Genomic DNA, 22,904 nt, shown 5'->3' with positions numbered 1-22,904 from the left:
CGGCGGGTCCCGGAGCGGTTGGCGTGATTGTCGAAATGGGAGAGGAGACTGAAGCCTTTGGCGACTCAGGCGGGATTCTGCCAGCGGCAGGCGGCCGTCAGCGGGACGGCGGTGCCGATTTTGTAGTTCCCGATGCGGAACCAGCCGTCGGCGCGCCGGGTGACGTCCGCGAGCCCGTTCGCGTGGCAGAACTCGCGGGGCATCATGCCGTCGAGGTCGCCGACGGTGGCCGGCGAGGCAGGCTCGGCGGAGGCGGCGGGGGAAATGAGCAGGGAGTGCGAGCAGTGCGCCGCCCACCGCGGCCAGCAGCGATCCGAACCGTGATTTTCTCATCGGAAATCCGTCCGTCGCTGTCCGGAATCATCGCTTTGTGGTGCGCCTCGCGAAGCGTTGCGCGCGGAGACGGGCGAGCACGATCAGCCTGCGAGCGCAAGGCGTGGCGTCAGGTGCGCTATGCGGCGGAGACGTCGGCGATGATCCGGCGCGCGAGCGCGGCCGAGGAACCGGGATTCTGGCCGGTGTACAGGCCGCGGTCGACGACGACGTGAGATTTCAGCGGAAGCCCGGCGGTGTAGTCCGCGCCCGCTTCCTTCAGCCGGTCTTCCAGCAGCCACTTGGCTTTCCACGCGAACGGGTTGAACCGTTCCTCGACGTTGGAAAGCCCGGTCATCCGGTACCCGGCGAACGGCCAGGTCCCGTCCGGGTTCTTCGCGGCCAGCGCGGCGGCGGGCGCGTGGCACAGCAGCGCGAGCGGCTTGCCCGAGGACAGCCGTGCGGTCAGCAGCGCGCCGGAAACCGGGTCGACGGCGAGGTCTTCCATCGGACCGTGGCCGCCGGAATAGAAGACGACGTCGAACTCGTCCGGGTCCGCTTCGGACAGATCGGCGGGCTGCGCCAGCACGGGGGAGAGGCGGTCGAGTTCCGCGCGCAGTTTCTTGGCAGTGCGCGGAAGAACGCCGCCTTTGACGCCGAGGCTGAGGTTGTCGACCACCGGCTGCTTGCCGCCGGGAGTGGCGACGGTGACGTCCCAGCCCGCTTCGGTGAACAGCGTGCAGGGTACGACGAACTCCTCGGCCCAGAACCCGGTCGGATGCTCGGTGCCGTCTTTCAGCGTCCAGACCCGGGCGGCGGAGAGCACCTGCAGAACCTTGGTCATCGCGAAACTCCTTGCTGGGGAACCGAATACGGGATCGGCAGGTGCAGCGCGAGCTGGCCCTCGGCGAGCACGTCGAACCGGACCGGCCGGGCCGGCTTGAGCGAGCGCAGGTCGTCGCTCATCCGGCCCTGGCCGAGGCGCAGATCGACAGTGCGCGGGAAAGACACGCTGCCGGACGACAGGGCGTTGGTCTGGCTGAGCGTCGAGTGCCACGCGCCGTTGATCGTCGTGTACGAGGTGAGGGCCGAGACGCGTTCGCCGCTGGGGTGCCTGGTCTGCGCGGGAGTCGGCGCGGACAGCGTCAGGTCGGCCTCGCCGGAGTCGTTGGCGACGCGGGCGGCGGTGCGGTGCGCGTCGATGTCGACGTCCAGTTCGGTGACCCACTTCGGGAAGCCGTAGCCGTCGTGGCCGCGGACCTGCGCGATGTCGGTGTTGACCGGCAGCGACAGGACGTAGGTGTCGAGGTGGTCGTTTTTCAGCGCGGCGAGCAGATCGACGAACCCGAGCTTCCCGTGCCGCGCGGGCCGGACCGCGACGCCGACCGCGGCCTCGGTGTAGAAGTCGATGTCGCACACGTCGTAGCGGAAGAACATCACCGACACCAGGCCAAGGCCGGGTGCGACCTCCAGCGGAGCCAGCTCCTTCGGCAGCCGGGCGCGGATCGCGCGGGAACGGGCGAGCATGGTGAGGCGGGCCGAGGACATCCGGTAGTAGAAGTTCGGCGTCAGGGTGGGGCCGATCGGCGATTCGACCCTCGTCTTCGGCAGGCCGCGGAAGAACTCGACGCCGCTGACGCGCGGGTCGCGGGCCACCTCGTCGAGGTCGGTGTCCATCCGGTAGCGGTCGAACAGCCCGCCCTCGGGCACGGCGACGAGGCGACCGCCGAGGTCGACCTCCGTCGTTCCGGTCGCCGCCGGGTTGTCCTGGCTGGTCGGTGCCATCGGGGTTGCTCCCGTCGCGTCATGTGTGCAGTGCTTACATCACGGTAGGCCTCGATGTGAGCACTGTCAACACGGCTGGCGTCACTCACCTGTCCGAGTGGCGAAGACCGCGGTGAAGGACGCGCGGACCTGCTTGGCGACGTCTTCGGGGGAGTCGCTGGCGAGCTTGCCGTCGAGGTGCAGGCAGGCGAGTCCGTGCACCATTCCCCAGCCGGCGATGGTGATGGCGGCGAGGTCGGCCTTGGGGAACACGGCGGCAACGGCGCGGGCGAGGGTCTCGTGCACCGCGGCTGCGGCGGCGACGCGGTCGTCGTTCGTGTCGTCGCAGGCGTTGCCGAACATGAGCCGGAACAACGCCGGGCGGCGCAGGGCGAAGTCGACGTACGCGACGCCCAGTTCGGCCAGTTCGGCGACCGTGGCCGGCATCGCGTCGTCCTGGACCAGGTCGCCGTTCAGGTCGCGCAGGCCTTGGGCGGCCAGGGCCGACTCCAGTGCTTCGCGGTCGGCGAAATGCCGGTACGGGGCGGTCGGCGAGACGCCCGCTTTCCGTGCGACAGCGCGCAGGGAGAACTGTTCGCCCTGCTCGAGCATCTCCATCGCGGTCGTCAGCAGGGCGGCCCGCAGATCGCCGTGGTGGTAGCCGTCCTTCGTGGAAGTTGACACCGCTTACATCGCCTCCTACTCTCATGTGAGCACTGCAAACATACCGCACGGATCGAAGGAATCATGACAACCTCGCCCCTGTTCGCGCCGTTCGCGCCCGCCCACGGGCCGGCGCTGCCCAATCGGCTCGTCAAGGCGGCCATGGAGGAGAACATGGCCGGCCCCGGGCAGCTGCCCGACGAGCCGATCCGCCGCCTGTACCGCCGCTGGAGCGCGGGCGGCGCCGGGCTGCTCGTCACCGGCAACGTGATGGTGCACGCCGAAGCGATGACCGGCCCGGCGGGCATCGTGCTGGACGAGCGGTCGCCGCTGGAGCCGTTTCGCGCGTGGGCGGACGCGGCCAAGAGCGGCGGCGCGCGGGTGTGGATGCAGATCAACCACCCCGGCCGCCAGGTGCTGGCCGACCTGCCGGGCGTCGCTTGGGGCCCGTCGGAGGTGAAGGTGGACCTCGGCAAGCAGAGCAAGCGGTTCGCCCGGCCGACCGGGATGACCTCTGACCACATTGGACAGACGGTGGCGCGCTTCGCCGAAACCGCGCGTCGTGCCGAGGAAGCCGGGTTCGACGGCGTCGAGATCCACGCCGCGCACGGATACCTGCTGTCGCAGTTCCTTTCGCCGCTGGTCAACACGCGCACCGACGAGTGGGGCGGCAGTTTGGGCAACCGCGCCCGGCTGTTGCTCGACATCGTGCGAGCCGTGCGCGCGGGGGTGTCCCCGGATTTCACGGTCGCGGTGAAGCTGAACTCGGCCGATTTCCAGCGCGGCGGATTCGATGCCGCGGACGCCGGCCGGGTGATCGAAATGCTGGCTCCGCTCGGCGTCGACGCAGTCGAACTGTCCGGCGGCAGCTACGAAAGCCCGGCGATGTCCGGCCGGTCCGCCGACGAGCGCACCGTGGCCAGGGAGGCGTACTTCCTGACTCTGGCGGAAGAACTCGCCCGGACGAGCCCGCTGCCGCTGATGCTGACCGGCGGCATCGTCCGGCGGCCGGTCGCCGAGCAGGTCCTGGCGGGCGGCATCGACCTGGCCGGGATGGGGACCGCGCTCGCGATGGATCCGGATCTGCCGAAGAAATGGCTTCACGGCGAGGACGCCGTCGTCGAGCTCGCGCCGGTGGCGATCAGGGACAAGGCGGTGGCGTCTGCGGCGGGGATGGCCCGGGTGCGTCGTCAGCTGCGGCGGCTGGGTGCGGGTCGTGCGCCGCGGTTGCGTGCGAATGCGAAGCTGGCTCTCGTGAAAGAGACCGTTCTGCAGCGACGTGCCTTGCGCCGTTACCGGGGTTGGCTCGCGGACCGGGGTGTCAGCAGGACGCTTTCGGCACAGCAGGCGTGAGCGCCTTGTTCCACACCGTCGCAGTGGACCCGTCCGCCCTGATCTCCACGACCGGGAACGGTTTCTCCACCGGGTTGCCGTACTGCGCCTGATCCGGGCTGAACTGGATGGTGCCGCTCGCCCCGCGAATGGCGTTCTGGCACCGCATTTCCTCGATGAGCCCGATTTGGGACAGGGGCGAGCGCACGACCGTGTCGGCGTTGCCGTTCGCGGCGCGGCGGGCGGCGGTCACGGCGACCATCACGGCGTCGTGGGTGAGGATGCCTTCGCCGCTGCCCAGATCCACGACGGAGAAGCCCAGCGAGGCGGCGCCGTCGTCCGCGCGGGCCGGCTGTCCGTCGCACGTCCCGGGCCGGCCGGTGAAGACTGCCTGGAACGTGTTGTAGGCGGCCTGTTCGGCGGAACCGTTGCACGGGCCCCATTCGTCGGGACTGGCCAGCGAGGTGAACAGCACCCGGACGTGGCCGCCGCGGAGGGCGTCTCGGAGGCTGGCCTCGTTGATCGCGGAGCCGCCGTCGTCGCCGGTGACGACGGTCAGTTTTCCGTTGGCGCACGGGGTGTTCCCCTGCGTCCAGGATTGCACGAACGGCCCGAGATCGGTGCCGCGGCCGGTGAAGTAGACGACCGTCGGCGCGACCGAGCAGAGATTCTGGTCCAGATAAGCGAATTGGGTGAGCAGCGGGTCGCTGCGGGAGACGTCGGCGGGCAGCGCGCCCGGCGACGTGAACGGGAACCGGTGCGCGGCGGGCATTTCCTTGACGGCCGTCGCGCCGAGCGTCTGGGTGTAGTCGTCGCCGGGGATGTTGTCCTGCACGATCGCGACCCGCGCCGGGTCCGGCTCGATGCTCGCGATGTAGCGGGCGGCGGCCGCGACGGAGTGGGTGTTGGTGGGCGAGGTGCGGAAGAAGCCGGTGTTGAGCTTGCCCTCGGGGGTGAGGTTCATGGTGTCGCCGGTGACCGTCGCGCCGATCACCGGAAGACGGGCCTGGCCGGTCAGTTTCGCCGCCGCCGCGCGGGTGTTGTCCATGCTCTGCCCGAGCCCGATCACCGAGACCACGTGCTGGGCGGCCGCGTGCTCGGAGATCTCGTCCACGGCCTCGGACCAGCTCGCGTACTGGCTGCCCATGCTGGCCAGGAACAGCTTCACCTTCGGCACGCTGCCCTGGAACGCGGCGGTGTGGTTGGCCCGCCACACTCCCGCGATCGCGCCCTCGATGTCGGGGTACAGATCGGGGTAGAGCCTGGTGTCGACGCCCTCGTTCGGCGACATGTCCTGCAACAGCACGACGGACACGTAATCGCCGGTCACCGCTTCGTTGCCGGCCCGGATCGTCTTTTCCAGGTCCCGCATGTGCTCCGGTTCGTCCGTCCGGAACTGCGCACTGTCCAGATTGATGCCGATACAGGCGCCGTTCGAATCGGCGGACATGCCTGCCCCGCATCGGGCGAACAGCGGGGGCACGAGGAAGCCCGCGGCGACGAGCACGACCACTGTCAGGGTGGCGAAGCTGGTGGCCAGCACCGGGCGTCGCAGCACCCAGTTGCTCAGCTTCGGGAATTTGTCGGTGAACCAGTGCAGAAACTTGCTGATGAGGCTCATCGCGCTCCTGTCGGGGAAGAGGCGGCTTACTGGCTGTCGAAGCGCTCGGCGGCGTCGATCAGCGCGTCCGTGTCCACCCGGGCCGAATAGTTGCCGGCCAGCCGGGAGAAGTTCTTGCGGATCCGCTGGTCCCGCACCGGGTCCGGCAGGGTGTGCGCGTCCTGGTACAGCCAGAGCAGGGCCACGATGCAGCTGACGGCGGCCTCGGCCGACGCCCGGCCCAGCCGCCCGTCCGGCACGAGCCGCCGCACGATGTCGTCGACCGGCTCGAGCGCGGGCCACCGGCACGGGGCGGTGGTCACCTGGTCCACGAGCCGGATCCAGTCCGGGTGCTCGGCCTCGGAGAACTGCCGCACCACTTCCCCGACCACCTTGTCGAAGTTGTCGCAGGCGAGGTGGTAGTACAGCCGGCGGGCCAAGTCCGCCTCGCCGCTCGGTCCGGCGCACGTGGCCGCCATCGAGCTGAACACGTCGGCCCAGGTCATGGCGGTGGCGTGCAGGCCGGCTGCGCTCTGCGCGTGCAGACCCGCCATCAGGCAGGCGAGCAGCCACGGATGCAGGACCGCGGGGTGCTCCTCCTCGGGCGCGGCGACCGGCCACAGCCGCGAAGGGCGGGCGGCGAAGGTGCTGACCCACAGGTTTTCGCGCAGCGCGTTCAGGATCTGGTTGGCGCCGGGGAAGTCGACGCGGCTCAGGTCGGCGGACGGCCCGGGCTGACGGAGCCGGACCGCCACCGCGACCGCCTGCGGAACGACGACGTGCAGCGGGTCCGCCAGCAGCGACCTCGGCAGGAAGGACGTCAGCGCGCGTTCCCAGAGTGCGATTCCGTTGTGCTGCTGGAACAGCAGCGAGCGCGCGAGCGGTGCGGTGTCCGCTGGCGGTTCGGCGACTCGGCGGCCGATCTCCTGCGCGGCGGCGGGCAGGCCGCCGGTGAGCCGCTGGACGAACTGGTCGAAGACGGCCGGGTCCCAGCCGTCCGGCGTCGTCGGGGCGAGTTCGCGAAGCACTTCGGGGCCGGGCGGATCCAGCCAGACGGGATACCAGGCCCGCGCCGGAGCCGCGCCCGCTTCGGCGCTGGCGGCCAGATGCTGGGTCCACTGCTTGAAATCGGCCTGGGACAGCAGGGGGATCGGCCGCTTGCCCGGACAGTCCGCTTTCGTCCGCCATGGCTCCCGCCACCAATGACCCCACCCGGCCGACCATCGGTCCATCGCCGCGACGATCAGCAGCGGATCGCGCTCGGGCAACCGATTCTGCCGTGCTCGCACGAGAGCGGAGAGGAATTCGCGGCCGGTGGGGGTGGCGTCGACGTTGTCGATCAGCAGCGCCCAGGCGTGCTCGTGCGCGCCGTACTGTCCGCGCGGGGTCAGGCAGCGGCATCGCCGCACCGGCGTCGTCCATTGGTCGGCGCTGCGCGACAAATCGGTCAGGAATGCGTTCATGACGTGCGGGAGCGGATCCGAACTGCGGTGGCTCAGTTCGATCAGCGCGCCGATCGTGCCGGCTCCCTCGAGCAGGCCGCTGAACCACCGCAGCGCCTGCCGCACGCTTCGCCGCCGTCGGTTCGCGAGGCGCAGCAGCGCGCGGATTCCGCTGCTGACCGCGTGCTGGACCGCGGGCCCTGGCACCTGATCCCCGATCCCGGTCAGCGACAGGGCGAACTGGACCGCTTCGCCGGCCACGTCCGCGATCTGCCCTTCGTCCTCCTGGTGCAGGTAGCCTGCGATGAGCTGGAGCAGGCGCGCGCGGGCGGCGTCCCGGTCCTGCGGCAGGGTTTCGTTCAGCGCCAGCAAGGAAAGCCCGACGCGGTGGAAGGTCGGATCGCGCGGCAGGTTGTCCCAGTGCCGTGCCAGCAGGAAGGAAACGTAGGCGACGGCGGAGATCGGGTCGGCGACGCGGGCGTCCCGGAAATCGAGCCGGGCGTGCACCAGCGTGCCGCCGCAGGCGCCGGCGATCGCGTTCAGCGCGGTGCTCTTGCCCGCGCCCTTCGGCCCGAGCAGCGCGACCACCGGCTCCGGAACGGACGTCCCCTCCGCCGGTCGCCGGAATGCCTGCCGGACAAAGAGTTCTGCGGCAGTGAGCACGGGTGGTTCCCCCAGGTCTTGGACACGCTGTTCGGCTCGCGGTGCGCGGGCACGGCAGACGGTGTGTCGGTTCAGCTGTGGGCCGTGTCACAGGTATCGCGGCGGTTCACTCAGAAGTGTGGCCATCCTGGCCGGGCGCGCAAGAGACTGTCCGGGGGCGTTCCGGTGGCTGGAACAAGGGCTGCGAGCGGCGCGGCGCCACGATCGGGCGAAGACTCGCGAGAGGCGCGTTCGAGGGCGCGTTTTTGTCTGGGCGGCTCCTTAAAGTTCGGGTCATGGCAAAGGACGAGCGCGAACAAGCGCGAAGGGTGCTGAGCTTCGCGCTCGACGTGGCGATGCAGATGTTCCGGCAGGGAATCGAAACGGCGGTCATCGTGCGCACGGTCCGCGGGCTGGCGCTGGCCGGCGGCGTCGGGGATCTGCGGATTTCGGTGGGAGTACGGGCGATTCACCTCCAATACTGCCCCTGCGGCGGGGCGGAACCGCTGGTTTTGTTCGGGAGCGTGCAGGCGAACGACGCACGCGACATCGGCCGGATGGGAGATCTGGAGGCGCTCGCGGTCCGCGCGGGCGCCGGTACGATTTCGCCCGCCGATGCCGAGCGCGACGCCGGAATCCTCGCTCAAGCGGGGCCGACGTGGCCGTGGTACGTGAGTTTGCTCGGCGGGTGCCTGCTCGCGGCGATGATTTGCCTGCAGGCGAACGGGACCGTCCTGGCCGCGGTGGTGTCCGCCGGGTTGTTCGTTTTCGCCAACCGCGTCGGTTGGGCGCTGAGCACGGTCGGCATCGCGGAGTTCTTCCAGGTCGCGGCCAAGGCGAGCACCGTGCTGGTCGTCGCGATTTCGTTGCTGTCGCTCGGTGTGCTCACCGGGCATGAAGCAGCGAGCCTCTCGGCGGCGAATCTCGTGCTGCTGCTGCCGATCCTGTCGTTGGTGTCGCTGGTCGAGGACGCCGTCGGCGATTTCCACCTGATGGCCGCCGCGCGGATCGTGACGGTGCTGCTGCTGACCGGGGCGATCGCGACCGGGGTGATGGTCGTGGTGTCGGTGGCGAACGACCTCGACATCCTCGGCGAGGCCAGCCGCGTTTCGCTCGCCGCGCTGCCGCTCGCCTTGGTGCCGGTGACGGCGCTGGTCGGTTCGCTGGGGAACGCGATCCTGATGGGCGCCCCGGCACGGTGGTGGCTGCTCGCCTGCGGGGCGGGACTCGTGACGTCGCTGGCGAACTGGACCGGAAGGTCGGTGCTCGGCCTGTCCGCTCCGGTGTCGATTTTCCTTGCCACCACGGTGCTGGGCATCCTCGCCGGTGCGGCGTCCCGGATCTTGAAGGTGCCGACCGCGGTGGTCACGATCCCCGGGTTGACCGGTGCCGTGCTGCCGGGACCGGCGATGTACTTGAGCTTGTCGCAGGTTTTCGCCCGCGTCCCCGGCTCCTGGGACGCGGTGGCGGAGGCAATCCTGTCGACCGCGGCGATCGGTGTCGGCGTGGTGCTCGGGTTGCAACTGGCGGCGCTGCGGAGGCCGGTGGCGCGGTCGCCGGGCGAGCGCCGCGGTGAGGGGGTCGATCTTGGTATTTGAGGGGGAAGGAGGAGGGAGGCGGGTTTCGGTTGAGGGAAGGGGGACTCCGTGGTGATCACCGGAGTTCGCGAGCGGTGAGTCATGGGTTCCTGGGATGACGTGGCGGAAGCGGTCGTGCCGACTGCCGTGATCGGCGGTGGTCTGGTGCTCGGGTGGTAACTCGGGCGTTGGGGTGGCGCGGTTGTCGGGTGAATCTTGGTGTCTGAGGGAAGGGGTGGCGCGATTTCGGCTGAGGGAAGGGAGATTCCCGCGCGGCTATGCCGGGTGTACGGGCGGCGGCTCGTTGCTTCCTGGGACGCGGTCATGGAAGCAGTCGTGGCGGCGGGGGCGATCGGTGCTGGTCCGGTGCTCGGGCTGCGGCGTTGCGCCGACCGGTGGCGAGGAGGGCGGACGTCGCCGCGAACAGGCCCACCTCGGCACCTGAGAGGAGGGGAGCGGCGGAATTTCGGCTGAGGGAAGGGAGATCCCCGCGCCGATCAGCCCCGTGCGCGGGCGGCGGCCCATTATCTAGGGGGTGGCAGTGATCCGGTTGGTGCGTAATGTCGGACTGGTCATGCCGCACATCTAGCCCTGGGGGGCCGTTGAGCGAGTCTGAACGCAACCTGGTCGCCGCATTGCGTACGTCGCTGAAGGAGAATCATCGGCTCAAAGACGAGAACCGGCGGCTGCTCGGTGCGGCCGCGGGAGCGGAACCGGTCGCGATCGTCAGTGCCGGGTGCCGGCTGCCGGGCGGGATCGAGACGCCGGAGCAGTTGTGGCGGCTTCTCGCCGACGGCGGCGACGCGATCGGCGGGTTCCCGGACGACCGGGGCTGGGACGTCGAACGGCTTTACGATCCCGAAGGGGTCCGGCCGGGGTCGATTTCGGTGCGAGAGGGCGGGTTTCTGACCGGTGCGGGCGAATTCGACGCCGGGCTCTTCGGGATCAGCCCGCGCGACGCCCTGCTGATGGACCCGCAGCTGCGGCTCCTGCTGGAAACCGGCTGGGAATCCCTCGAACGGGCCGGGATTCCGCCGCGTTCGCTGGGCGGCAGCCGGACCGGCGTGTTCACCGGCGTGATGTACCACGACTATCCGGGCAGTTTCGCCGCGTCCGGGATGGTGTCCGGCCGGGTGGCCTACACGTTCGGGCTGCAGGGACCGGCGATCACGGTGGACACCGCGTGCTCGTCGTCGATGGTCACCGTGCATCTCGCGGCGCAGGCGCTGCGCGCGGGGGAGTGCGAGCTCGCGCTCGCGGGCGGGGCGACGGTGATGTCGACGCCGCGCACGTTCGTCGAGTTCAGCAAGGACGGCACGTTGTCGCGCGGCGCGCGGTGCCGGAGCTTCGCGGAGTCCGCCGACGGAACGGCGTGGTCCGAAGGCTGTGTAATGCTGGTGCTGCAACGGCTTTCCGACGCGCGCCGGTCCGGTCGCCCGATCCTGGCGGTGCTTCGCGGCAGCGCGGTCAATTCCGACGGCGCGTCGAACGGCATTACCGCGCCGAACGGTCCGGCGCAGCGCAGGGTGATCCGGCAGGCGCTGGCGTCGGCCCGGTTGTCCGCTGCGCAGATCGACGTCGTGGAGGCGCACGGGACAGCGACGCCGCTCGGCGATCCCATTGAGGCGCAGGCGCTTCTGGCCACTTACGGCGCGGACCGGGGCGACGGGGATCCGCTGCGGCTCGGGTCGTTGAAATCCAATCTCGGGCACACCCAGGCCGCGTCCGGGGTGGCTGGGCTGCTGAAACTGGGCCTCGCGTTGCGGCACGAACTGCTGCCCAAGACCTTGCACGTGGACGCGCCCAGCAGCCGGATCGAATGGTCTGCCGGTGCGGTCGAACTGCTGACCGAGGCGACGCCATGGCCGCGCGGGTCTCGGCCGCGCCGGGGTGCGGTCTCGAGTTTCGGGCTCAGCGGGACGAACGCTCACGTCGTGCTGGAGGAAGCTCCGGCACCTGCCGAAACCGTGGCTAGCGACGGGGTGGCGGTGCCGGTCGTGCTCAGCGGGCGCGATCCGAAGGCCTTGCGGGCGCAGGCGGAACGGCTGGCCGAGCGGCTGCGCGAGGAGCCGGATCTCCGTCCGGCGGACGTTGCCTGGACGCTCGCGACTGGGCGCACGCATCTGGACCATTGCGCGGCAGTCGTTGCGCGTGATCGGGGCGAACTGCTCGCGGGGTTGGCCGATCCGGCCGCGAGAGCGGTGCGCGGCGAGGGCAAACTGGCGCGCGGCGAGGGGCCGCTGGCGTTCCTATTCTCCGGTGCCGGGTCACAGCGGACGGGCATGGGCGAGGAATTGGCCGCCGCGTACCCGGTGTTCGCGAAGGCTTATGCCGCTGCTTGCGCGGAACTCGACCGGCATCTCGACCGGCCGCTGCGGGAGGCGGTCGGCGGACCGCTCGACGAGTTCCGGTACAGCCAAGCGGGATTGTTCGCGATCGAGGTCGCGTTGTTCCGGCTGGCCGAATCGTGGCAGCTGGTGCCGGACGTCCTTTGTGGACACTCCGGGGGCGAACTTGCGGCCGCGCATTGTGCGGGAGTGCTGACGCTCGCGGACGCGGCGGAGCTGGTCGTCGCGCGGGCCGCGCTGATGCAGGCCCAGCCGCGCGGGGTGATGGCGGCGATCGAAGCGGAGCCGGAGGAATTCGCCGGTGAAGCGGTCGACGTCGCGGCGGTCAACGGTCCGCGATCGGTCGTCGTCTCCGGGGAGGAAGCGGCGGTGCTGGCCGTTGTCGTCCGGTTCTCCGCTGCGGGGCGGCGTACCAAGCGGCTGGCGCTGTCGGTGGCCTGCCATTCGCGGCTGATGGACCCGGTGCTGGAACCGTTCCGCGCGATCGCCGCTCGGGTCGCCTGCGCGACGCCAGAACTGCCCGTCGTGTCCACGGTGACGGGCGAGCCGATCGAATCCTTCGACGCCGATTACTGGGTGCGCAACATCCGCAGCGCGGTCCGGTTCGGCGATGCGGTCCGCACGTTGGAAAGCCAAGGCGTCACCCGGTTTTTCGAACTCGGCGCGGACGGGCCGCTCACCGCACTGCTGCCGGACGCTCCGCTGGCCGTCGCCGCGCTGCGCCGCGATGTGCCTGAGGACGTCGCGATCGCCGAGGCGATCGGGGCGCTGCACAGCGACGGGGTCTCCCTGGACTGGGCGGCGGTTCTCGCGCCGCGCGGAGCGGGGTTCGTGGACTTGCCGACCTACCCCTTCCAGCGGGAACACTACTGGCTGTCCGCTTCGGACGAGGCGGGAGACCTGTCCGCGACCGGGCTCGAAGCTGCCGGGCACCCATTGCTCGGCGCCGCGGTTCCGCTCGCCGACGGCGACGGATTCCTGCTGCACGGCCGGATCTCGGTCGCCGCGCAGCCTTGGCTGGCGGGACACGCTGTCGGCGGCTCGGTGGTGTTTCCCGGCACCGGATTCCTGGAACTCGCCCTGCGCGCCGGGGAAGAGGCGGGGGACACGCGGGTTCGCGAGCTGACCGTGCACGCGCCGCTGGTTCTGGGCGGCCACGGGGTTCGGGTTCAGGTCCGCGTCGGCGGGGCTGACGAAGCCGGAGTGCGCCCGTTGAGCATCCATGCGCAGACCGGCGACGCGCCTTGGATGCGGCACGCCGACGGTGCGCTGGCTCCGGCTGGCCCGGCGCCTGAGACCGGTCCGGCTTGGCCGCCTGCCGGGGCCGAGGAGATCGATCTCGACGGGATGTACGAGCTGCTCGCCGAGCGTGGCGTCGAGTACGGGCCGTTGTTCCAGGGCCTGAAGACCGCTTGGCGGTGCGGGGACGAGGTGTACGCCGAAGTCGCCCTGCCGGAATCCGCGGTACTGGACGCTGGGGAGTTCGGTCTGCATCCCGGGCTTGCCGATTCGGCGCTGCACGCTGTCGGTCTCGGCCCGGCGGCCGGTGCGGGGACGCTGCTGCCGTACTCGTGGTCCGAAGTGGACTTGTGGTCGACTGGCAGCTCTGAGCTTCGAGTACACGTGAAACCGTTGGGGGAGAATACGGTTTCGCTGTCCTTTTCGGATTACTCGGGCAATCCGGTGGCCACGATCGGCTCGCTGAGGTTGCGTCCGGTCACCAGGGTGCGGCACGCGCCCCGCTCCGGGGCATTGCTCCGTCCGGAATGGACAGAGTGCGCCCTTCCCGGCGGGAAAGCGGACGACGTCCAGGCTTTGGCGGTTTCGCCAGGAGCCGACGCTGCCTCGGCTCAGTACGAAGTCCACCGGATCCTCGCCGCGTTGCGCACGGCGCTCGCGGACGACCGGCGGATCGTGGTGATCACCCGTCACGCGGCCGGGCTGCCCGGCGAACCGGTGGACCTGGCCGGTGCGGCGGTCGCCGGATTGGTCCGCTCCGCGCAGAACGAGCACCCGGGCCGGATCGTGCACCTGGACACGGACACGCCGCCGTCCGACGAGTTGATCGCGACCGTACGCGAGCCAGCCGTCGTGGTGCGTGACGAAAGAACGCTGATCCCGCGCCTGGTCGCCGTCGAAGCCGCCGAAAGCGCGGAATGGAGCCCCGGCCCGGTGCTGATCACCGGCGGGACCGGGCAGCTCGGCCAGTTGGTGGCCGAACATCTGGTCCGCCGCCACGGGGTCCGGAAGCTGGTGCTGGCGAGCCGGACCGGACGGGGCGGGGACGTCCTCGCCGCCGAACTGGCCGCGCTCGGTGCGGAGGCCGAGGTGGCGGTCTGCGACCTCACCGACCGATCCGCCGTCGCCGCGCTGCTGACCGCCCACCCGGTCACGGCGATCGTGCACGCGGCGGGAGTGCTGGCCGACGGGATGCTCGCTTCGCTGACCGAGGACCAGGTCGACGCGGTGTTCGAGGCCAAAGCGACTGCCGCGTGGAACCTGCACCAACTGGCTGGGGACGTCGAGAGGTTCGTCCTGTTCTCTTCTGCCGCAGGCATTCTCGGCGCGCCCGGCCAGGCGAACTACGCGGCGGCGAACGCGTTCCTCGACGCCCTCGCGCAGCACCGCCGCAGCCTCGGACTGCCCGCGCAGTCACTGGCCTGGGGGCTGTGGAACTCCGACGAACGCACCGGTGGCCTCACCGCCGAAGCAGGCTTGGCCCTGTTCGACGCGGCCCTCGCCGACCCGGCGCCGGTACTGGCCCCGCTGCGGCTCGACGCGTGGCGCGGCGGCGACGTCCCGCCGCTGTTGCGCGGACACGTGCGGACGACCCGGCGCGCAGGCGGTTCTGCCGCGGGCCGGCTGCGCCGTACTCCGCCGGCTGAGCGCCGGGAGCGGTTGGAGGAACTGGTCGGCACGCAGGTGGCGGCGGTGCTCGGACACGGCGAGACCCTCGCACCCGACCGTGCGCTGCCGGATCTCGGTTTCGACTCGCTCACCGCGGTCCAGGTCCGCAACCGGCTCGCCGAACTGACCGGCCTGACACTGGGCGCGACCGTGGTGTTCGACCATCCGACAGTCGGGGACCTGGCGGAATTCCTGAACGAGTCCTTTTCGGACACTCCCGAGGAGCCTTCTGTGCCGACGCGGGCGGATCCGGTCGCCCGGCTGTTCGCCGAGGCGGTGGCAGCGGGCCGAGTACCGGAAGGCGTCGCCCTGCTCGGAGCCGCGGCGAACCTGCGCCCGTCGTTTCACGCATCGACCACAGGATCTCGTCCGATACGGCTGGCGGAGGGACCACGACGTCCCGCGCTGCTGTGCGTGCCCTCGCCCGCCGCGATGACCGGTGCTGTCCAATATGGACGCTTGGCCGCCCCTTTCCGCGGCGACCGGCGCGTCTCCGTGCTGTCCCTGCCAGGCTTCACCTCGGACGAACTGCTTCCGGCCGACCTCGCCACGCTCGTCGCGGTCCTCGCCGACCAGGCCCGCGAAGCAGCCGACGGCGAACCCTTCGCACTGCTGGGGTATTCGTCCGGCGGGCTGCTGGCCGAAGCGGCGGCGGCGGAACTGGCCCGTACCGGCCGTGCTCCGGCGGGCCTGTGCCTGCTGGACACCTACGAGATCGGCGGCCCGGCCGAGAACGCCGTCCACGCGATGGCCGGGGAGGTGCTGACCCGCCAGGACGACGGCGGTTTCGACCGGGCGCAACTGACCGCCATGGGCCGCTACCTCGGCCTCCTCGCCGCCGCGGGGCCGCCGGACATCCAGGTCCCCACGGTGCTGCTGCGTTCCGCCCGCAGCTTCGGGGAGCTGGCCGGGTCGAGGTGGCAGACGACCTGGTCGCGGGCCGACCGCGTGGAAACCGTGCCCGGGGACCATTTCAGCCTCGTCGCCGAGGACGCGGAGAGCACGGCGTCGGCCGTCGGGGCGTGGCTGGAATCCGTAGCAGAACCGATCGTGGAAACCGTTGCCGGACTTGGGAGTTCGTCGTGAATACTGAAGTGTGCCCGTACCCGTTCGCACCGTCGGCGCTGGCGGTCGACGCCCGGTACGGCGAGATGCGCGAGCAGCCGGGGATGAGCCGGGTGCGGCTGCCCTACGGCGGCGAGGCCTGGCTGGCGACGCGGTACGAGGACGTGCGGGCCGTGCTGGTGGACCGCAGGCTGATGCGCAGCCTGACCGTCGGGAAGGACGCGCCGCGCGGGACCGAGGCGATCGAGAGCGAAAGCTCGATCATCACCATGGACCCCCCGGTGCACTCCCGGCTGCGCCGGCTGGTGGCGGCCGCGTTCACGCCGAAACGGGTGGAAACGCTGCGCCCGCGCGTCCAGGAGATCACCGACGGCCTGATCGACCGGATGATCGAGCAGGGTCCGCCTGCGGATCTGGTGTCGTCGTTCTCGATCCCGCTGCCGATCACCGCGCTGTGCGAGCTTCTCGGGGTGCCGCAGGAGGATCGCGACAAGGTGCACATGTGGACCGACACCATGCTGATGCTCAGCGGCGCCGGTTCGGACCACACCGCGATCATGACCGCGCAGCGCGAACTGTGGGGCTACATCGCGGGTCTGGTCGCGGAACGCCGGGAGACCCCGACCGACGACCTGATCGGCGCGTTGGTGCGGGCCCGCGACGACGAGGGCCGGCTGACCGAGGGCGAGCTGATCGACCTGTCCGGCGGAATCCTGGCAGTCGGCCACGAGACGACCGCGAACCACATCTCCAACCTGCTTTACACCCTGCTGACGAACCCGGACCAGCTGGCGCGCCTGCGCTCGGATCCCGGCCTGATGCCGTCGGCGGTCGAGGAACTGCTGCGGTTCGTCCCGCTCAGCGCGAGCGCCAGTTTCGCGCACATCGCCAGCGAGGACGTCGAAATCGGCGGCCAGCTGATCCGCAAGGGCGAGGCGGTGTTCGCCGACGTGGACGGCGCCAACCGCGACGCGACGGTGTTCGAGTGCCCGGAGGACCTGAACCTGGCCCGCCCGCGCAACCACCACGTCGGCTTCGGCCACGGCCCGCACCACTGCCTCGGCGCCCAGATGGCGCGGCTGGAACTGCAGGTCGCGCTGGGCACGCTGCTGGCCCGGTTCCCGGATCTGGCGCTGGCGGCCGACTCGGCCGACGTGCCGTGGCTCAGCGGGCGACGGCAGCGGGGGCCGGAGCGGCTGGAGCTGACCTGGACAGAGGCGTTGCCCGCGAAGTAAAACTCCCGCTGAGGTCCGTGAAGGGCTCCTTGAGGGAATCAGATTCCCTCAAGGAGCCCTTCACGGACGTTCGCAGGGCCGGTGCGTCACCAGCCGCTGCGGTAGAAACTCCGCGAAACGTAACTGCTGGCCTCCGCCGCCCGCGCCGCGCACAGCTCCTCTTTCACTGCCCGCGCCTGCTTGACCAGCGGGTCGTCCCCGGGCGCGAGTGCCAGCAGATCGATCACGTGCAACGCCTCCTGCACCCGCCCGTCCGCCCGCAGCCGCTCGGCCTGGTCGAGCACCGCCTGCTTGTCCGTGATCGCCTCGGCCCGGGCAGCGGCCGCGACGTCCGGCCGGGAAGGGTGCAGGGTCGTCGGATTTCCGTCCCACCAGCCGGTTTCCGAGCGCACGAGGTCTCGGACGATGTACTCCCGGTGCCCGTAATGCTCGCGCATCCACGGCACGTCGAACAGCTCGGCCGGATACCGGAGATCGTGCACGATGTCGTCCGCCCTCCGGCCCCGGTTGAGCTGGTCCACGACCGCGCTCCGCAGCCATCGGAGCGCGGCGGCGGTCATGGTGAGCTGCCGGACCGGATCCTCGCGGACCACCGGGCCGAACTCCGGCACCAGCACTGCCGGGTTCAACGCGGCAAGGCGGTCCAAGGTGTCTGCCCACCGGACGGTGTCGCGCATCGTCCGCATGGGCGTCCCGATGTTGGGGATGCCGTTGATCACCGCCGCGCTGCCGTACAGAACCCGCTGGGACGGCAGCCACACGGCGGTCACGTCGTCGGTTTCGGAAGGCGCCCACAGCAGGCGGACATCCGGAGCCAGGGTCATCGCTTCCCGGTAGGTCTGGTCGGGGAAAGTGACCGGCGGCGGGGCCGTCAGGTCGGCCATCGGACGGCGGAACTGCCGGGTGTTGATGTGGTTCTGCAGCCCGGCCGTCTCCAGGTACCGCTGATACCGCCGGACGACGTTCTCGTGCGCCACGACCGTCGGACGGCGCTCGCCGTGCGCGGCGGCGTACTCGAAAAACCCTGGTACGCCGTAGTTGTAGCCGAGATGTCCGTGGCTGTAGACGATCCAGCGCACCGGCTCGCCCAGCTGGTCCAGCACCGGCGCGACGAGGTCCGGAGACGGTCCGGTGTCGACCACGACCAGACCCGAAGCCGTTTCCACCGCGAGGCTGTTGCCCTGCAAGCCGATCGAGCGGACGCCGGGCGCGACCTCGGTGATCTCGCCGCGGCCGTAGAGCGGGTTTTTGGTGTCCTGAAAAGGCATCAGCCGACCACCTCGGTGCGGAGTCCGAGCCGCCGCGCGGTGCGGTCCGGGTTGACGAAGAACACGGCGAGCAGACCGCCCACGACGGACAGGAGGCCGCTGATCGTGAAGGCGAGCGTGAAGCCGCCCTCGGGCGACGAAGAAGCTTGGATGAGCCGTCCGGTGAGGTACGGGGCGAGCAATCCGGCGGTGGTGACCAGGCCGACGGTGATCGACAGCACCGCGCCGCGCTGGCGGGTCGGGCTGATCTCGGCGTTCATCGTGACGCCGAGCGCGAACACGACCCCGCCGAGGCTGAACGCGACGGTCAGCAGCGCGATCTGGAACCAGCCCCCGGTGTGCGGGAACAGGAGCATCGCGAGACCGGAGACCAGCACCGCGACTCCGCCGAGCACGCCGCGGGCCACCCGGCTCGACACGCCGCGCCGCATCAACCGGTCGCTGAGCACGCCTTGGGCCAGGTTGAACACGACCGACGCGATCCACGGCAGCGCGACCAGCGTCCCGGTGGTCACCGTGCTGTAGTGCAACGCCGTTTCGAGGTAATGCGGCACCCACGCGACGAGCACGGCCAACGCCCAGTACGCGGCGAAGCCGGCCAGGAAACCGCCGAGCCAGGTGCCGTTCAGCAGGATCCGGCGGTAGGGCACCCGGGGCTCGTCCGCTTCGGACTTGGCCTCGTCCGCGTGCACGGACGCGGTTCCGGCGACCTTGCCCTCCCGGCCGAAGATCGCCCACAGCAACGACCACACCAGTCCGACGACGAGCAGCGCGAAGAACGCCCACCGCCAGCCGTAGCCGACGATCAGCGCCGTCAGCAGCGGCGACGCCAGCGCCACGCCGATGCCGGAACCGGCGTTCAGCAACGCGCTGGGCAGCCCGCGTTTCTCGTTGGGGAACCACTTGTACGCCGCGTGCATGGCCAGCGGATTCGCCGGGCCTTCGGCCGCGCCGAGGACGATCCGGCTGACCAGCACCGCGCCGAAACCGACCGTGCCGAGCATCGGGGCCTGCGTCAGCGCCCAGATCACGCCCAGCACCAGCAGGATCCACTTCGCCGGCACGCGGTTCGACACGAAGCCGACCACGATCGCGGAAATGCTGAACAGGAAGTAGAACCCGCTGCTGATCAGGCCGTACGCCTCGGGGGTCAGGCCGAGATCGTGCATCAGCGGTTTCGCGGCGAGCCCGAGCACGGCCTTGTCCGCGAAGTTGATCAGCATGAACACCAGCAGCAGTCCGGTGACGACCCAGCCGCGGGCGCTGGTGCCGCGGGCGCGCCGGCGAGCGGAGGTTTCGGCGGGGAGGGCGGGAGCGTTCATCGTGGGGTCCCCATTTCAACGTCGTTGTCGGACGGGGTGCTGCGGGAGGCGGTTCAGAAGGCCCAGCGGGTGCGGCCCGCGGTGCGGGCGCGCAGCTGCTCGGCGCGGTCGGTGCCGTCGAGCACGGCTTGGGATTCGGCGGCGGCCCAGGCGTAGACGCCCTTGGCCATCGTCGAGGTCGCGGCTTTTTCCAGTGCGGTGAACACTTCCGCGCGGGCGGCGTGCGCGGTCTCGTCGTCGGGCGCGGCGTCCACGGCGAGCTGCGCGAAGTGCCCGGCCAGCCGGTGTTCGCCCGCGGCGAGCAGCTCCCGCGCGCGGGCGGCCAGCCGGTCGGAGCCGCCGGACAGGTCGGCGAGTTCGCGGGAGAGGTCGGCGCGGCGGGCGGGTTTGAGGTTGGCCGGGTTGCCGTCGTACCAGCCGCCGTAGAGCCGCCAGACGTTGCGGACGACGAATTCCGGCTCGTCGTACGACGGTTTCAGGTACGGCTTGGCCAGCAGCTCGGCAGGCGCGGTGACGCCGTGCACGACCTCGTCGAGCGTGGCTCCGGCGTTCATCGCGTCCACGGTCTGGTCGTGCAGGGTTTCGAGGAATTCGGCGGTGTCGGACAGCGCGGTCCGGATCCGATCGGCGCCGGCGATCGGCACGCCGTGACCGGGCAGCAGCAGTTCCGCGCCCAGTCCGGCCATCCAGCGCAGCGCCCGCGCCCACTCGGCGGCGTAGCGCTGGACCTTCTGCGGGTTGCCCGGGTTGGGGGAGGACCAGATGAAAAAGTCGCCGCAGCACAGGATTTTCCGCTCGGGCAGCCACGCGATCGTCGCGTCGTCCGTCTCGCCGCGGGCGTGCTTCAGCCGGACGTCGAGGTCGCCGATCCGCAGCGTCGTGGTGTCGCGGTAGGTGAGGTCGGGATGCCGGTATCGGTCCGGCCAGCGGAAACCGGGCGACTGGAACTGCCGCTGGTTGATCACCGTGTTGTAGCCGTGGGTGCGGGCGTACCGCTCGAAGCGCGGCGGCGTGTTCTCGTGGGCCAGCACGGACGGCCGGCGCCAGCCGCGCTCCTCGGCCTCAGCGTCGAACGGGCCGACGCCGAAGACATGGTCGATGTGCCCGTGCGAGTAGACCGCGGTGTGCAGCGGGGCGTCGGTGCGGGCGCGGGTCGCGCCGAAGAGGTCCTTCGCGGTGCGGCGTTCGCCGGTGTCGAAGCAGAACAGGCCGTCGGCGGTGGGGAAGAGGAAGACGTTGCCGAACGCGGGCCACATCCAGACGCCCTCGGCCAGCTCGTGCAGACCGTCCTTGCGCAGCGCGCCGGTGTGGTAGACGCGGGTGTCGGCCTCGCCTCGCCAGACTTTGTCGGCGTAGTCGAGCAGGTCAGTCACGGGATGCCTCCTGAAGAGTCTCGGTGAACAGCGCGTCGACGGCGACCAGGTCGTCACCGGCGACGCAGAGCGGGTTGAGGTCGGCTTCGGCGAATTCCGGGTGGTCGCCGAGGATGCGGACGAGACCGTCGATCGCGGCGGCGACGGCGGGGACCGGGACGGCGAGGACGTCGCCGGCCCAGGCGGCCAGTTCGGCCCGCTGCTCCGGGGTCGCCGGAAGCAGCAGCGCGCGGCGGGGTGCGGCGGGGTCCTCGGCACGGTCGCCGCCTGCGCCGAGGACGATCGCGGTGCCGTACAACGGATCCCGCGTCGCGCCGAGGGCGAGTTCGGCGGTGTGCGGCAGCAGTGGTTGCACGACGAGCGTGCGTTCCGGGTCGGCGGAGACCTCGTCCAGGCGGGCCTGGAGCGCCTCCAGCACCGCGGGAAGTTCGGCCGCCGTGACGCCCACGCGGACGAGCCCTGCTCGGGCCCGGTGCGGTACGTCAGCGGCATCGCCCTTGACCACATACGGCTCCGGCCAGCCGTTTTGCCGAACCGCAGCGGCAAGATCGGCCCCGGCGGCGGTGTCCACGTGCGCGATACCAGCGTCCTCCAGCAGCGGAACGGCCCGCAGTTCTGTCCACACTGGACGGTCGTCGGCGGCGAGGCGCTGCGCGGGCTCCGGGACCCGGTCCGGGACCAGCACCCGAAGCCGTCGCACGAGGGCGCCGATGCTGGGCAGCACCGTGTCCGGCCGCCCGATCTCAGCCAGCTCGCCGGGCGGCGCACAGGCCCAGACGAACCACGTCGGCGTCCGCATCCCGGCGGCGGCTGCGGCCAGCCGGTGGTACGCCTCCCGGAACCGATCGCCGAATGTCAGGTAGAGCACGACGCCGTCCAGCGCCGGGTCTTCGTCGAGCGCGCCGAGGAGATCGCCGACGCGGTCGAGCCAGCGGTCGATGTTGCCGCCGAGGTCGACCGGGTTCTCGTCGGCCGCCTCGACGCCGCCGACCTCGGCGAGCTTCGCGCGCGTCGCACCGGACAGCGGCGGAATCCGGACGCCCAGCGCGGTGAGATTGTCGGCGAGGATGCCGCCCGCGCCGCCGGACATCGTGAGCACGGCGAGCCGGGGAGCCGGGGGCAGCGTCGTGCCTTTGCGGGCGCAGAGCACGGCGTCCACGAGCTGGTCGTCGTCCGTGACCAGGTGAATGCCCTCCTGTCGGCACAGCGACGCAAGCAGGAAGTGGTCACCGGCGACGGCCGCGGTGTGCGACAAGGCAGCCTGCCTGCCGGCGGCGCTGCTGCCCACCGCGAGGGCCACCACGGTCTTGCCTGTCGCTCGCGCCTGTCGGCCGAGTTCGCGGAGGCCGTCCGCGTCGCGCACGCCTTCGAGGTAAAGCACAAGCACCTCGACGTCCGGCTGATCGAGCAGGTAGCTGCCGAGTTCATGGCTCGACAGGCAGGCTTCGTTCCCGACGCTCGCGTAGTAGGAGTAGCCGATTCCCGCCTGTTCGAGCAGGTCAGCGAGCACGAAACCCATCGCTCCGCTCTGCGTGACGATCGCGACCGGGCCCGGCGGGACGCGCTCGCGGTCGAGAAAGACGGTCGTCGACAGCTGAACCCCAGCCGGGTGGCTCACCACGCCGAGGCAGTTCGGGCCGAGCACCGGCAGGTCTCCGGCGGCCTCGCGCAGTTCGTCCTCCAGGGCGGTATTGCCGCCCTCGGCGAAGCCTGCCGCGAAGACGATGACGGCGCCGGAGCCGAGTTCGCGCGCCTGCCGGACCAGCCCCGGGACCGTTTCCGCAGGGGTCGCGAGGACCACGAGATCCGGGCCGTAGCCGATTTCGGCGAGGGAGCCGACCGTCCGCACCCCGGGGAGGTCGAACGGGCCGCGCGAGACCGCGAAGACCTCGCCGCCGTAGCCGCCGCGCAGCAGCCGGTCCAGCGCGATCCGTCCCCAGGACAGCGCGGTGGTCGCGGAAACGCCGACCACGGCGACCGACTTCGGGCGGAACAGCGGCTCGCAGCGCATGGGTCCGGGGCCTCCTGTGATCGCGGTCATGGACTCAAACCCA

General features: G+C 70.8%; 14 protein-coding genes. 4 read left to right on the top strand and 10 right to left on the bottom strand.

The genetic code is table 11. The annotated features are described in order from the left end of the window. Positions 1-65: 65 nt before the first annotated feature. From ACZ7OI_RS15080 to ACZ7OI_RS15065, 4 genes are all read right to left on the bottom strand, one after another. On the bottom strand, positions 66-206 hold the full coding sequence (locus tag ACZ7OI_RS15080; RefSeq protein ID WP_470264769.1) for a hypothetical protein: 141 nt from the start codon (positions 204-206) through the stop codon (positions 66-68). A 245-nt stretch (positions 207-451) separates the two neighbouring features. Next, entirely contained in the window at positions 452-1,156 is a 705-nt protein-coding gene (locus tag ACZ7OI_RS15075) for a type 1 glutamine amidotransferase domain-containing protein (RefSeq protein WP_470264768.1), read from the bottom strand. After that, positions 1,153-2,097 (bottom strand): acetoacetate decarboxylase family protein, encoded by a 945-nt coding sequence (locus ACZ7OI_RS15070; RefSeq protein WP_470264767.1) that lies wholly within the window; start codon positions 2,095-2,097, stop codon positions 1,153-1,155. The genes ACZ7OI_RS15075 and ACZ7OI_RS15070 overlap by 4 nt, the downstream gene beginning before the upstream one ends. Positions 2,098-2,178: 81 nt before the next feature. Further along, on the bottom strand, positions 2,179-2,760 hold the full coding sequence (locus tag ACZ7OI_RS15065; protein ID WP_470264766.1) for a TetR/AcrR family transcriptional regulator: 582 nt from the start codon (positions 2,758-2,760) through the stop codon (positions 2,179-2,181). Between the two features lie 63 nt (positions 2,761-2,823). On the opposite strand from ACZ7OI_RS15065, the gene ACZ7OI_RS15060 reads away from it, so the two are divergent. Next, positions 2,824-4,092: an NADH:flavin oxidoreductase/NADH oxidase family protein gene (locus tag ACZ7OI_RS15060; protein WP_470264765.1), complete on the top strand. Its 1,269-nt coding sequence runs from the start codon at positions 2,824-2,826 to the stop codon at positions 4,090-4,092. Here ACZ7OI_RS15060 and ACZ7OI_RS15055 read toward each other — a convergent pair. Both ACZ7OI_RS15055 and ACZ7OI_RS15050 read right to left on the bottom strand, forming a co-directional pair. Then, positions 4,061-5,692, bottom strand: coding sequence for an ABC transporter substrate-binding protein (locus ACZ7OI_RS15055; protein WP_470264764.1), 1,632 nt, complete (start codon positions 5,690-5,692; stop codon positions 4,061-4,063). The genes ACZ7OI_RS15060 and ACZ7OI_RS15055 overlap by 32 nt on opposite strands. Positions 5,693-5,718: 26 nt before the next feature. Beyond that, positions 5,719-7,776: a hypothetical protein gene (locus ACZ7OI_RS15050; RefSeq protein ID WP_470264763.1), complete on the bottom strand. Its 2,058-nt coding sequence runs from the start codon at positions 7,774-7,776 to the stop codon at positions 5,719-5,721. Between the two features lie 275 nt (positions 7,777-8,051). Here ACZ7OI_RS15050 and ACZ7OI_RS15045 point away from each other — a divergent pair, with 275 nt between their 5' ends. From ACZ7OI_RS15045 to ACZ7OI_RS15035, 3 genes are all read left to right on the top strand, one after another. Next, complete coding sequence (locus ACZ7OI_RS15045) at positions 8,052-9,353, top strand: threonine/serine exporter family protein (protein WP_470264762.1); 1,302 nt, start codon at positions 8,052-8,054, stop codon at positions 9,351-9,353. Positions 9,354-9,934: 581 nt separating this feature from the next. Beyond that, positions 9,935-15,673, top strand: a complete 5,739-nt coding sequence (locus ACZ7OI_RS15040) for an SDR family NAD(P)-dependent oxidoreductase (protein WP_470264761.1) — start codon at positions 9,935-9,937, stop codon at positions 15,671-15,673. Then, positions 15,670-16,887 (top strand): cytochrome P450, encoded by a 1,218-nt coding sequence (locus ACZ7OI_RS15035; RefSeq protein ID WP_470264760.1) that lies wholly within the window; start codon positions 15,670-15,672, stop codon positions 16,885-16,887. The genes ACZ7OI_RS15040 and ACZ7OI_RS15035 overlap by 4 nt, the downstream gene beginning before the upstream one ends. A gap of 86 nt (positions 16,888-16,973) precedes the next feature. On the opposite strand, the gene ACZ7OI_RS15030 is transcribed toward ACZ7OI_RS15035, so the two are convergent. The 4 genes from ACZ7OI_RS15030 to ACZ7OI_RS15015 are packed head-to-tail and all read right to left on the bottom strand — an operon-like array spanning position 16,974 to position 22,861. Continuing rightward, the gene (locus ACZ7OI_RS15030) at positions 16,974-18,155 is read right to left on the bottom strand and encodes an alkyl sulfatase dimerization domain-containing protein (protein ID WP_470264759.1); all 1,182 of its coding nucleotides are present in this window, start codon (positions 18,153-18,155) and stop codon (positions 16,974-16,976) included. Then, positions 18,155-19,477 carry an MFS transporter gene (locus tag ACZ7OI_RS15025; protein ID WP_470264758.1) on the bottom strand — a complete coding sequence of 441 codons (1,323 nt, stop codon included), beginning with the start codon at positions 19,475-19,477 and terminating at the stop codon, positions 18,155-18,157. Before ACZ7OI_RS15025 ends, ACZ7OI_RS15030 begins: the two co-directional genes overlap by 1 nt. Before the next feature lie 53 nt (positions 19,478-19,530). Further along, positions 19,531-20,850, bottom strand: a complete 1,320-nt coding sequence (locus ACZ7OI_RS15020; RefSeq protein ID WP_470264757.1) for an alkyl sulfatase dimerization domain-containing protein — start codon at positions 20,848-20,850, stop codon at positions 19,531-19,533. Beyond that, entirely contained in the window at positions 20,843-22,861 is a 2,019-nt protein-coding gene (locus ACZ7OI_RS15015) for an acetate--CoA ligase family protein (protein ID WP_470264756.1), read from the bottom strand. Before ACZ7OI_RS15015 ends, ACZ7OI_RS15020 begins: the two co-directional genes overlap by 8 nt. Between the last annotated feature and the right edge of the window lie 43 nt (positions 22,862-22,904).

The sequence above is a fragment of the Amycolatopsis sp. NPDC114503 genome (assembly GCF_055633655.1).
This window is presented reverse-complemented; position numbering and strand designations above follow the sequence as displayed.

Coding starts and splice junctions, on each gene's coding strand:
- ACZ7OI_RS15080 (WP_470264769.1), bottom strand. CDS start 206: ATGATGCCCCGCGAGTTCTGCCACGCGAACGGGCTCGCGGACGTCACC.
- ACZ7OI_RS15075 (WP_470264768.1), bottom strand. CDS start 1,156: ATGACCAAGGTTCTGCAGGTGCTCTCCGCCGCCCGGGTCTGGACGCTG.
- ACZ7OI_RS15070 (WP_470264767.1), bottom strand. CDS start 2,097: ATGGCACCGACCAGCCAGGACAACCCGGCGGCGACCGGAACGACGGAG.
- ACZ7OI_RS15060 (WP_470264765.1), top strand. CDS start 2,824: ATGACAACCTCGCCCCTGTTCGCGCCGTTCGCGCCCGCCCACGGGCCG.
- ACZ7OI_RS15055 (WP_470264764.1), bottom strand. CDS start 5,692: ATGAGCCTCATCAGCAAGTTTCTGCACTGGTTCACCGACAAATTCCCG.
- ACZ7OI_RS15045 (WP_470264762.1), top strand. CDS start 8,052: ATGGCAAAGGACGAGCGCGAACAAGCGCGAAGGGTGCTGAGCTTCGCG.
- ACZ7OI_RS15030 (WP_470264759.1), bottom strand. CDS start 18,155: ATGCCTTTTCAGGACACCAAAAACCCGCTCTACGGCCGCGGCGAGATC.
- ACZ7OI_RS15025 (WP_470264758.1), bottom strand. CDS start 19,477: ATGAACGCTCCCGCCCTCCCCGCCGAAACCTCCGCTCGCCGGCGCGCC.
- ACZ7OI_RS15015 (WP_470264756.1), bottom strand. CDS start 22,861: ATGCGCTGCGAGCCGCTGTTCCGCCCGAAGTCGGTCGCCGTGGTCGGC.